This window comes from bacterium (genome assembly GCA_036382775.1).
Classification (GTDB): domain Bacteria; phylum Hydrothermota; class Tepidihabitantia; order SM23-42; family JAOAFX01; genus DASVHD01.
The window spans coordinates 13,881-25,951 of the sequence record DASVHD010000035.1 but is presented as its reverse complement, the minus strand read 5'-3'; the positions used below and the strand labels follow the sequence as shown (position 1 = coordinate 25,951).

At 46.8% G+C, this 12,071-nt stretch carries 8 protein-coding genes; 3 read left to right on the top strand and 5 right to left on the bottom strand.

Annotated elements, in window-relative coordinates; all coding sequences use genetic code 11:
• The first annotated feature begins 224 nt into the window (after positions 1–224).
• Together VF399_07755 and VF399_07750 are read left to right on the top strand one after the other, a co-directional pair.
• Positions 225–1,139 carry a hypothetical protein gene (locus VF399_07755; GenBank protein HEX7320234.1) on the top strand — a complete coding sequence of 305 codons (915 nt, stop codon included), beginning with the start codon at positions 225–227 and terminating at the stop codon, positions 1,137–1,139.
• Between the two features lie 14 nt (positions 1,140–1,153).
• Positions 1,154–2,149, top strand: coding sequence for a hypothetical protein (locus tag VF399_07750; protein HEX7320233.1), 996 nt, complete (start codon positions 1,154–1,156; stop codon positions 2,147–2,149).
• A 210-nt stretch (positions 2,150–2,359) separates the two neighbouring features.
• On the opposite strand, the gene VF399_07745 is transcribed toward VF399_07750, so the two are convergent.
• From VF399_07745 to VF399_07735, 3 genes are all read right to left on the bottom strand, one after another.
• Positions 2,360–3,913 carry a hypothetical protein gene (locus VF399_07745; GenBank protein HEX7320232.1) on the bottom strand — a complete coding sequence of 518 codons (1,554 nt, stop codon included), beginning with the start codon at positions 3,911–3,913 and terminating at the stop codon, positions 2,360–2,362.
• A 222-nt stretch (positions 3,914–4,135) separates the two neighbouring features.
• On the bottom strand, positions 4,136–6,313 hold the full coding sequence (locus VF399_07740) for a hypothetical protein (protein HEX7320231.1): 2,178 nt from the start codon (positions 6,311–6,313) through the stop codon (positions 4,136–4,138).
• An 83-nt stretch (positions 6,314–6,396) separates the two neighbouring features.
• On the bottom strand, positions 6,397–8,412 hold the full coding sequence (locus VF399_07735) for a tetratricopeptide repeat protein (GenBank protein HEX7320230.1): 2,016 nt from the start codon (positions 8,410–8,412) through the stop codon (positions 6,397–6,399).
• Between the two features lie 259 nt (positions 8,413–8,671).
• On the opposite strand from VF399_07735, the gene VF399_07730 reads away from it, so the two are divergent.
• On the top strand, positions 8,672–9,454 hold the full coding sequence (locus VF399_07730; GenBank protein ID HEX7320229.1) for a nitrilase-related carbon-nitrogen hydrolase: 783 nt from the start codon (positions 8,672–8,674) through the stop codon (positions 9,452–9,454).
• Here the strand turns inward: VF399_07730 and VF399_07725 are convergent.
• Both VF399_07725 and VF399_07720 read right to left on the bottom strand, forming a co-directional pair.
• Positions 9,442–11,127: a tetratricopeptide repeat protein gene (locus tag VF399_07725; protein HEX7320228.1), complete on the bottom strand. Its 1,686-nt coding sequence runs from the start codon at positions 11,125–11,127 to the stop codon at positions 9,442–9,444. The two genes, VF399_07730 and VF399_07725, sit on opposite strands and share 13 nt — an antisense overlap.
• Entirely contained in the window at positions 11,128–12,054 is a 927-nt protein-coding gene (locus VF399_07720; protein HEX7320227.1) for a hypothetical protein, read from the bottom strand.
• Positions 12,055–12,071: the final 17 nt, after the last annotated feature.

Below are 12,071 nucleotides of genomic sequence, written 5' to 3'. Positions count from 1 at the left end.
ATTGAAAAGTCAAGCGCGAGCCGATGTTTGATTGTTCAAATTAGGTAAAGATGTAGCCGCAGGCTTTAGCCTGCGTTTAAATATCTTGAAAATTCAAGATGACACGCACCTTAAAAGGTGCGACTACATTAACTACATTAACTCCATCATGTTTTGAACAATTACCCGTGGGCGTTGCCATTGACAACAAGGCAGGGAGTGTTATAATTTACCGGAGGACGAAAATGAAACTCGAAAACATCAAGATGCCGGGATTTAATACTTCACTGATGGGCGTGATCAAGGGCGTGCTGGATCATTATCAATTTAAAATAAGCGATGCGAAGGCTTTCAGCGGATCAGGCCATGCTTTTCTCATCAATGTACACGAGGTGATCTGTCCCAGCGGACCGTACTGCTGGAAGCGAGATGGGTTTGTCAAACTGGTGAAAAATCTCGGACTGGAAATGATCGATCTTGGCTTTATTAGTGCAGAAAGCAGTGCTGAAGATCGGCGAAAATTGGAGCAGTCGGTAATAGGATACCTGGACAAAGGCGTACCGTGTTCGGTCGAAAATATGGATAACCAGATCATCTATGGTTATGAAAACGATAAGTTACTCCTGGTGCAGCCCTGGGGAAGCGAGGTCGATATTACACCACCGGCACTCACCTTCGGTACCTGGCAGGAATTCGGCAAGGAGATACACGCGAATTTTTACGCCTTCAAAAAGATTGACAAAAAGGACGATACGATTATCATCAAGGAAAGTCTTATATACGGGGTGGACCTTTTTGAAAATCCAAGCAAATATAGCTGGGAAAAATACCGGATCGGTCTTGCTGCCTATGATAACTGGGCGCAGGGGGTGGAAAATGGGCATGGTACTGAGCACGGCAACTGGTGGAACGGGATGGTCTGGTCAGAATGCCGGAACATGGCTTCGGCGTATCTCGCCGAGATCGCAGGAACCTTGACCGGTAAACCATCCAAGGCGGCAACGCATCTGAGCAGTATGTATAAGGACATTGCTTCCAACCTGGCGAAGATCAGCGATAAGAAAATGGCAGCGCCCGACAAATTACAGATCATCAAGGAGTTGAAGGTTCAGGAAGAAAAAGCAGTGAAGGGCATAAAGGAATTGCTAGCTGTACTATAGTAAACGAATCAACGATGAAAAAGAGCAGTTCGGTAATGCTGTTTTTGTCGGTGTGCATACTGTTACGCTGCAGCCCTGCTTTTGTCCCTCATACCGATTCGTACCAACCCTGTTCAGAATGGGAAATTGAAGAGTACAAAAAAGCCAATGTATATGTTTTCCCTGATGATATAAGAGATAGCTTGAATAAGTATAGAGATACGGTGGTCGCATGGCCCGGAATAATTCAAGCGCATAATTTCGCGCCGTATGAGGACAGGGTAGATTTGGAACTTGTTCTTGAGCACCATTATTATGATTGGCTCGAGGATTTCAGCATTCAGAGGGAAAAAATATTCCTTTCTCCGCGTGGGGAGGGTCTATTCTACGCGATATGGCCTTTAAAAAAGGATGTCGATATCGAAGAATTTGATAAATCTGTTCTTAACGGCGACCTGGTCATTGTTTATGGTTATCCTGATACCATTTTTTCAGACAGCACCATTATGGTCAGGTCCACCTATATCCGGTCATTTCTAGAGAATTATTTCCGCACCGATATTATGGATTATGGACGTGTTTATGAACCAATTACAAAGATACTCCTTAAACCACGGCAGGAGCATGGTTTTGGCGAAATGTGCTGTATGGGTTGTTTGGGTTTAGCTGGATTCAGCGCGATTGCCAGCTTGTCTTTCCTGGATTTTGGCGATGAAATTTTGGGCGTATACTGGGCGTGCGGTGCATTGACCATTGGCGGAGGGATGTTTTCCCGCGATACCTGGGCTCCGGGACCATCATTAGCGATCCCCATGGCGCTTGGGTTAGGTGCTTTATCATATTATGACTTTGCCTGTGGTGATGAGCGTTCAGATACTGAACTGTTTTTTGTTAATGCCCTGGCTCCCATGGGGATAGCCTTTGTGGGGGGGATCAGCGCAGCGATTTTTCCGTCTTACGCATTTAAAGAGTCCAAGAAAGTCAGCTTCCAAACTCAACAGAATGGTATAAAAATCTCAATGAGATTTTAGCAATACTTACGAGCTGTCCGCCAATATGTTGGCAACCTGGCGAAGATCAGCGACAAGAAAATGGCCGTGCCCGATAAAATCAAGATCATAAAGGAGCTTAAGATTCAGTAAGAAAAAGCAGTGAAAGGCATTAAAGATCTGCTTGCGATGCTGTAGCGAAAAGTCTTTAGGTCATTGATAATTTTATGGCGTAGGGGATAACAAAGAGATCTATCTTATCTTCACGATTTTCTGAATAATTTTGTTGTCGATTTGAATGAAGTAGACGCCTGGCTTGAGTCTGTCGGACATCGCAATCCTGCCGGTGATGTCAAAGATTTTGTATTTTTTATTCTTTGGCAATCGTAGGGGACCGCTAAGGATTGTGGCGCCGTAACTGGTTTTCAACACAGTATTATTTTCCTCTTCCACTCCATAATCCGGAGGAAGGCTGATTACGATGATATCCAAACCTGTGCCGAAACCATAACTATTCCCAACTGCATAGACATTGCCGTTAGGATCACGAATGATTGACAAAGCCTCATCGTCACCGTTTCCCGGTCCATTATATCTATAAACCCAGTTTGCATTACCGGAAGTTGTTAGACTGAGAACCGTAATATCAGATAAGGTGCCGGTATCATAACTGCCTCCAGCAGCATAGATATTACCGTCTGCACCGTAAATGATAGAACTAGCCCAAGCATTATAATCCCCCGATCCATTATAACGGTAAACCCAATTAGTGTCACCGTTATCCTTAAGACTTATAACCGTTAGGTCAGCTGAAAAAGCACTATTGTAGGTGTACCCTGCTGCATAGATATTGCTGTCGGCACCGTAAACAACGGAGTATGCAATGTCAAACCCATTGCCTTGACCATTGTACGTGAAGATCCATCTAGGCAGACCCCAAACATAAGTATCCATACTGATGACCAAAAAATCATAGGAGGTGCCCATGCCACCGCTATATCCTGCGACATAAATATTGCGGTCAGCGCCGATATCAAGTGATAAAATTTCGTCCGGATCATTCCCCGGTCCGTTATATCGATATACCCAGTTGGTATCACCGCTGGTGCTTAAGTCAATAATGACGCCATCATAGTATGTCATATCGCCCATGCTAAGACCCGCGGCACAGATATGAGGAAAAGAGCGCACATAATACTTAATGCAACGAGCGATATCGGTACTATTTCCCGGTCCATCATAACAGAAGATCCAGTTAGCATTACCAGTAGTGGTCAGACTGATAACCGTCAAATCCGAATTATAGTAAGTCTGGTAGCTACCCCCTGCGGCATAGATGTTGCCATCGGCACCGTAATCAATGGCATAAGCGCAATCAATATCATTCTCTGGTCCGTTATAACGGTATACCCAATTGGTATCACCGGTGGTCGTCAGGCTGATCACAATAAAATCCCAGTCGGTTCCGCTCCCGCAACTGCCTCCTGCCGCATAGATGTTGCCGTCGGCGCCGTAGACAACTGACGTGGCAATATCATCAGAATTCCCCGGTCCGTTATACCGATAGACCCAATTAGTGTCACCAGTATTCGATAGGCTTATAACTATGAAATCATAATATGTACTGTCACCTATGCTACCCCCCGCTATATAGATATTACCATCAGCACCATAGATAGTAGATCGGATTTCATCAGTGCTATCACCTGGTCCATTATACCTGTATATCCAGTTTTCTCCCTGGGCGAGAAGAATGAAGGGTAAAAGCATACCAATAGCAAATTCCATGATATTGTACGTCTTCATAACTGTTCCTCATTTCATTATAAGTCATATCATTGGAAAATCAAGGGTAAAGATGACAGTACAGGGGAGTGATTTTTTGGTCACTCCCCTTATTGTTGTATGTCCCAGATTTGCCACACTTTCTTACCAAAAAACCGAATCTGGCATAATAGATTAATAGTTCTATTTATCGTACTCACGTGCTGCATGCATCATTTCCGCAATATTCCTGGTTATTATTGTTTACCTTACAACAATTGCTTTTACTGTTGTACTATACGGTCCGCATATGGCTTTGATAAAATAAATACCGGAAGGGAGTTGATTGCCACGAATATCGGTCATTCGCCAATTAACAGTACCCTCTTGTTCTGGTAAGACCATTTCATTGATCTTCTGCCCAAGGGTATTATAAAGATACAGCATAGTCTTTAGTGATTTGCACATGCAATACTGGAGTTTTATATTACCCTTACTTATTGGATTTTGCAGGATCCGCAATTCAATATTGGTTAACCGTTCACTTGTTTCATTCATTTCAAATAGCTGATTGTTAAAAATCTGTAAGCCTATATCATAGAAAGGAAAAAATATGTATGAAGACAACGCTGCCAGGTCACTTGAAGGATACGGCACATGATAATAACCAACTTCTTCTGGAGATGCTGGGTTTGATACGTCAACGACCATCATATCCCAATAACCCAAAACATATGCATAATTGTCGCTGACTGCAACATCCCAGGCTGTCATCATGGGCGGAAGATACGTACCGATCACGCGTGGATGAGAAAGGTTATCTATGTTTACTATTTGTAGACCATTGCTCATCGACGCGATATAAGCTAATGTACCGTGTTTGACAATTCGATAGGCGCTAGGAACGTCACAGTGATCGACTTCATTAGGATTCGTAGGATCTGTGATATTCAGGATGCGCAAACCTGAATCCCCTGTTGCAACATAGGCATATGGGGGATCGACGACTACATCATTTACCAAGGCTGGGAACGAATAAGAACCTACCTCAAAGGGGTTGGCGGGATCTGAAATATCCAGAACGCACATTCCGGAATCAAAATCCGCCACATAAGCATAATTACCTGCGACATCGATTCCCATAGCATCACCAGGAGTATCATAATTGGTTACGATTGTTGGATTAGCGGGATCAGCTATATTTATTATTTGAAGATCTTCAAAGCCGCCTGCAACATAAGCGTAGGAACCTTCTATTGTCATAGCTTGAGTATAACCCAAACCGTAACAGCGACCTATTTCATAAGGATACAGGATATTTGATTTATCAATGATTGCAAAACAATCACGCTGACCCGCAAGATAGACATATTGACCATCAATATAGATCGCAGCTATAGAACCAGGGGTATCATAATTACCGATTTCCAATGGAGTTGTAGGATCAGTACAGTCGATTATCCGCAATCCATCCACGCTGTTCGGCAGATACGCATTAGAGCCTGAAACTGTTACGTTGTATATGCTATGTGGAGACCAGAAGTTGCCAACTTCATATGGATTATAAGCATCTGCTACATTAATGATTCTTAATCTGCCATCAGTAAGATAAGCATAACCATTTTGAATTTTTACAGTGGTAGCGGAACCAGGCGTATCAAGTTCACCTACTAGTGTGGGATTTGTAGGATCAGAGACATCGAAGATAAGTAGGCCATTATAACTGTGCGCAACGTAAGCATACGATCCGGAGACAGCCACACTATACGCGAATCCCATAGTATTGTAGCCACCTATTAACTGTGGGTTTGTGGGATCCAGGACATCAACGATCATTAATCCATTGCAATCAACAATGTAGGCATATCCATTAACAACTTCAACATCACACATCAAACCCGATGTGTAGAATTTACCAATTTCAAAAGGATTGGCTGGGTCAGCAACATTTATTATACGCAGACCTGAATCAGCATCGGCCACATATGCATATATACCAGATACAACTGTTACACCCCACGCATAGTATGGCGTATGGTATACACCCAGTTTATAAGGGGCCGAGTCATTAAAGACGTTCCAGATTTCAAGGTCATATCCGTATCCGTCGACGATGTACAATCTTTGCGTATATCGCTCAAAAAATATATCTTCAATCTCACCACGTACACGGATAGCATCGGAAATCTTGCATGGTAATGACGGGTTTGTAATGTCGACTATGTATATCCCACCTCCAGAACTGCAGTATGCGATATTTTTCACTGAGTCATACGCAACAGCATTACTGGGACCAAAAGGCCAATTGCTAACAAATCGAACGTTTAGAGAATCAAACTCAGAGCGATTAGGCTCATTAGTGGCAAAAGGTCTCGCAAGTGAAAAAGTCGCCCTTATTATAATTACAATCATAATAATTGATTTTGTGAGTAATGATTTCATTCTACGCACCTGGTGCTATCATTATTATAAATACTAATGACTATGTGTCAAGGTGTTAATCCACAAAACTTGTTTTATCTTGATTATTTGTCTGACCGGCGGTTGAGCAAGTCAATGAACCGCGGATCGACCTCAAAACCGATGCGGCGCATCATCTCAACATCCTGCCAGGCGCTCATTATGTCGCCGGTCTGGTAAAACACATAAGCCCGCAGGCGGTAAGCTTCGCCGTATGAGGGGCTATAATAGATCGCCCGTGACAGGTCGGCAAGTGCCATAGCGAGGTCGCCGCGCGCCTGGTGCACAAGGCCACGGTTGTAAAAAGCTTCGGTACACTGCGGATCGAGTTTAAGCGCGCTCGTGAAATCAGCGATCGATAGTTCGTACTTCCCTTGATCAAAGTAGAGCATGCCACGGTTGTTATACGATGCCAGGTTACTCGGGTTCAAAGCGATCGCCCGGTCGAAGTCAGCCAGCGCCAATTCGAATTTGCGCTGGTCATAATAAAGAAGCCCGCGATTGTTATAGGCGCCTGCGAACTTGGAGAATATCGCGATGGCGCGGCTATAGTCAGCCAGCGCGCCATCAAAATTCCCTGTTACGGTGTAGACCATACCGCGGCTGTCAAAGGCGCGCGCGTAATTACTGTCGAGAGCCAGGGCGTTTGTTAAATCCGCTATCGCGCTGTCATAGCGACCAAGGTTATAGTTGGCGTGCCCCCGGTTATAGAATGCCAGAGCATTGCGGGGGTCAAGGGTTATCGCATTATTGAGATCGGCAAGCGCTGATTTGAACTGGGCTGTATCAAGGTAGTATTTGCCGCGATTGGTATAGGCGATGCTCAGGTCAGGATACTTTGCGAGCGCGTCGTTCCACAGGGTTAAGCTCGTGCGCCAGACCCGGCAACGTGCGTTCGTCACGATGCCGAAGAGGCCAGTAACGACGACCAACGCTGCTATCGCCAGGGATCGGGTCAAAACCGGGTTTCTTGCTAACCGCTGGCCAAAATACTGGCCTGCCGCGGCCAGGGCAAGGATAATACCCAGGATCGGCATGTACGTGAACCGGTCAGCCGCGGGCAAGCCCTGGCGGACAACGCTGAGCGCGGGTAGAATGGTTATGAGAAAGAACAATACCCCATATGCAATGCGCCGGTTATAACGGAAAAGCAGGTAAACCAGGATGATCAATACCACGATGCCAAGTGCCGCTGCGGCGTTAGGGAGGAAGGTCTTATAAGGCGCGATCAAGGGATAAAGACATGATAATTTTATTGGCAGGAAGATCTTTCCCATGTAGAAGATGAGTTCCCGGCCGACCACGCCCGGCAATTCAAAGAGCGACTGCATCGACCAGACCCGCGTGCGGTCAAGCGCGTGCTGACCGATAGTGGCAAAGATGCCGAAAACAACGGCGATAGCGGCCAGCGGCAGCTTGTTGAGCCAAGCCCGGGCCGTAATGCGGCTTTCGCGGAAATGATCGTACAGCAAAAGGATAAAGGGCAAGGTCATTGCCGCTGGCTTTGAACCGAGCGATAGGAGGAATGCCAGTATCATCAGAACATAATAAAGAATGTTCCGCCGGCGAGCATAAATAATATAAAGACCTATGGCGGCAAGGTAAAAGAACGCGTACATGACGTCTTTCCGTTCTGTTGCCCAGGCTACGGATTCCACTTTAAGGGGATGGATTCCGAACAGGAGCGCTATCGCCAGCGCGGCTTTAATGTTCTTGCTTAAATACAGTGCCAGCGCAAAGACCAGAATGCAGTTGAAGAAGTGGAAGAGCAGATTAGTCGCGTGGTAAAGCCGCGAATCTTGCCCCGCAAGACGGTATTCGATCATGAATGACAGGAGGGGCACAGGGGTGTAAGCGCCGATATAGAGCACAGTAAAGATGTTACCGATGTTTTCCCACGAAATGCTTTTTATCACCGGGTTGTCGGTGACGTATTTGTCATCATCCCAGTTGGTAAAGCCGTTGTTAAGACAAGGCCAGTAAGCAGCGAGAAGCACGCCCGCGATGATTGCGATTGAAAGGACGATTGGTATTTTACCAAGACGGCGGGAACTCACGTTTTCGCGCTTGTCTGTGCGCATTGCCGCTAATTGTATACACATCGCGATGATCAGTCAATACACCCCCCTTTTTGTCATTGCGAGGAATCCCGTTTCCTTAATATTCAATAGAAAGCGGGAGACGAAGCAATCTCGGATAAAAGATATATAACTGGGATTGCTTCGCACAAGGATCGCTCGCAATGACACAAGGACTGGGATTGCTTCGTCCCGCACTACTTATGCGGGACTCGCAATGACAAAATTGTTGACACATGGATTATATTCGTTATACTCCGTCATGAAGGCCGGTTTCCTGCAGTTTTGTCCGGTGTTCGGCGCGAAACAGCATAACCTCGCAAGGATCAAGACGCTGCTGCACGGCACTTTGGCGGACCTGGTCGTGCTGCCGGAGCTGTGCAGTACCGGGTACCTTTTTTCCGATTGGGACGAGCTGGAAGGGTTCGCTGAAGGCCTGGACGGCCCGACCACGATGTTCATGGTGTCGCTTGCCCGGGAGATGAATTGTGCCTTCGCGTACGGTTTTGCCGAGGCCTGGGGGAGCACGATCTATAATTCGGTCGCCCTGGTTTCTCCGGAGGGGGTGATCGGCGTTTACCGGAAAGTACATTTATTCATGGATGAAAAATCGCTTTTCACCGCCGGCAACGAAGGTTTTCGAGTCCTTACGCACGCCGGCGTTGCTTATGGAATGCTGATCTGTTTTGACTGGATCTTCCCCGAGGCCGCGCGTACCCTGGCGCTGAAAGGCGCGCAGGTCATACTTCACCCCGCCAATCTCGTGCTGCCGCATTGTCCGGGCGCAATGGTCACGCGTGCCATCGAGAACCGCGTGTTCATCATAACGGCTAACCGGACCGGTGCGGAGGAACGGGCGGGCAAGGAATGCCGGTTCATTGGTCAAAGCCAGGTAATTGCTCCTGACGGAAAAGTCCTGGTCCGCGCCCAGGAGGATGAATGCGTTAAAATAGTTGACATCAACCCGGCGCAGGCGAACGACAAGAATATTACACCTTCAAACAATTTATTCGAGGACCGAAAACCGGGTCTTTACGGGTGTTGATCAGGGTGTTGTTTTTTTAGCGCTTCCAGAAATTCCGGTTTTACCGGATAGCCAACTTCCAGGAGCCTTCTAACATCTTGCCAGGCCTTATCATTATTTCCAATTAAAAAATACACGACCGCGCGGTTGTATATGGCATTGTTATTGAATGGGTCGATGACCAGAGCATGGTTATAATCGTCCAGCGCGGGATCGAACTGCCCCAGCGCGCTGTATGCATTACCGCGGTTGACGTAAGCATCAACAAGTTTTTGATCGATCTCCAAGATTCTGAAATAGTCCGCGATCGCGCCGCTGAAGTCGCCGATCTTTAACAGCAAGTTGCCACGGCCAAGCAGGGCCGCACTGAACCCCGGGTTGATGTCCAGGGCGCGGGTGTAATCAGCGACCGCCATTTTCATGTTGTCGGCATCAGCATACGCCTGCGCTCTCATTGTATAAGCATGAGGAAAATCAGGATATTTTTTTATAACATCAGACCAAAGCGTTATACTGTTTTTCCAAACCCGGCAACGGTTCATGGATGTGACAACGAAGAGCGCGATTATTACGACGATCGCTGCTGCTGGCAGGAACTTAAGCGATCCCGCATGTGAGGAACTTATTTTTCGGTATATCCAGGCAATGGCTTCGGCGAATATCAGGATAAGCCCGATCGATGGGATGTAGGTATAACGATTAGCGGCGATCTCGGGTCCGGCGACCGGGATGAACTGCAATACCGGCAAGATCGTAAGGAGAAAGAAAAGACACCCGAACGCGATCATTTTCGAGCGTCTGCTGGTCACTATGACCAAAACAGCAATAATGATCACAATAATAGGAGCCAGCCAGAATTGCCATGGCATTTTACTTACGATCGTCATGGGGAAGGGATAAAGCGGCGAGAGTCCGATAGGGAGGATAGTTTTACCGATATAAAATAGCACGACATAACTCATGATGAAGATATTCTTCAAGAATGGGAATGAATGGCCGGGCAGCGTTTTCTGCGCTGAGATCGCGATCACGGTGAAGAAAACGGCAAGAACAAGATAAGGCAGTTTGTTAATGATGATAACACGGCCGCGCCGGTTCTGGAAATAGTCGAACAGCAGGAGCACAAAGGGCAGCGTGGCGGCGACACCCTTGGCGAATAATGCAAGCACAAAGCATGCCAGCGAAGCGAAATAAAGCAACAGGCGCGCGCGCCCGGTATAATAAATATACGTGATGATCGCCAATAAGTAAAAGAACGCGAATAGCACATCTTTCCGCTCAGCGATCCAGGCCACTGATTCGATGCGCAGGGGATGCACTGCGAAGATCAGGGCCGCAATGAAGGCAACCCAGGAATTTTTTGATAACAGAGACACGAGCCAGAGCACGAGCAAAGCGTTGAGAGCATGCAGGATAATGTTCAACGCGTGGTAAGGCATGGGGTTATCCTTGAACCGGCCATGCTCAGCGGCAAATGACATAAGCGTAAGAGGAATATATGTCCCGCAGTAGTACCGCGTAAAAAGTCGGCCGATATTTTGAAGGGAAAGATGCTGGACTGATTGGTTGTTGGTCAGCAGTTCAGGGTCATCCCAGTTCACGAAACTGTTGCTCAGGCAGGGGTAGAATGATATAAATGTAATTACAGTAACGGCAAGGATAAAGGCCGGTTTCAGGTATCGCGATTCAGTCAATTAGGACTTCGGTTTTACATTCAGCATCTTTTTTGCCAGGCTGATGCTGTTTTCGAGTATGTAATCCTGCACCTTATCATCGGAGTGGTAGCCCGAGGTCTTTGTCGTGGTCTGGCGGATCACGACGACATCCACTTCCTCGGTCTTTTTGTTCTCGATCGTGATATTTCGCAGCTCAGGCTGGCCGAGCTTTTTAAAAAGATCGAACTCATGCTTGGCGATGATAACGGTGTAGAAATACGGATACACCGTTGATTTCACGGTATTGATCGATATCTGACCCTGGACGCCGATGAATGCCTCGGGCGCGTCAGTGAATTTGACCAGCATTCTGGTGTCATGGGGGAAAGAACCGGTCTTGGTCTTTCCGATCTCAAGAAAAGGAGCTACCTTCAGCGAAGGGTCTTTGGTTATGACCGGCAGGTTGATCAGGCGCCTTACGACCGCTGTTTTTACATCCATGTTATTCGGCATCCACGCGCTCTTATTGCCGCTGACGAACAGCCCGGCGAACAGGATGATGGTATCGATGACGGCGACCGTCAGGCCGAAAGGCAGGATCCCGTTCTTCCCGACCAATGCCGGCGCGAGGACCGAGAAGAGAAAGACGGCGCTGAATATCAAACCGATGAAGCAGCCGATCCCGGCACTCTTGAATTTTTTTATCTTCTGACAGTGTTGATATACCAGTTCGATCCTTTCCGGGGTGACTTCTTCCCATACGTACTCTGACGAGGTTTCGCTCTTTATCGAAACGCCTTTGATGAGATTGATCAGAAAACATCCGATCAAAAAGGGAAGACCGATGAAAAAACTGCGTCCTGTTGTCTGCAGGGCATAGCCGATCATTACCAGAAGGAACGACAGGATGTTCCTTAACCGGGGTGAGATCTTATCGAGAATGATGTAGGTTTTTTCTTGGTCCATTGTTAAAGTGCGCTCCG

Excerpts from the sequence above, each read along its gene's own strand:
- VF399_07730 (HEX7320229.1), top strand. The coding sequence starts at position 8,672 with ATGAAGGCCGGTTTCCTGCAGTTTTGTCCGGTGTTCGGCGCGAAACAG.
- VF399_07745 (HEX7320232.1), bottom strand. The coding sequence starts at position 3,913 with ATGAAGACGTACAATATCATGGAATTTGCTATTGGTATGCTTTTACCC.
- VF399_07755 (HEX7320234.1), top strand. The coding sequence starts at position 225 with ATGAAACTCGAAAACATCAAGATGCCGGGATTTAATACTTCACTGATG.
- VF399_07720 (HEX7320227.1), bottom strand. The coding sequence starts at position 12,054 with ATGGACCAAGAAAAAACCTACATCATTCTCGATAAGATCTCACCCCGG.
- VF399_07735 (HEX7320230.1), bottom strand. The coding sequence starts at position 8,412 with ATGCGCACAGACAAGCGCGAAAACGTGAGTTCCCGCCGTCTTGGTAAA.
- VF399_07740 (HEX7320231.1), bottom strand. The coding sequence starts at position 6,313 with ATGAAATCATTACTCACAAAATCAATTATTATGATTGTAATTATAATA.
- VF399_07750 (HEX7320233.1), top strand. The coding sequence starts at position 1,154 with ATGAAAAAGAGCAGTTCGGTAATGCTGTTTTTGTCGGTGTGCATACTG.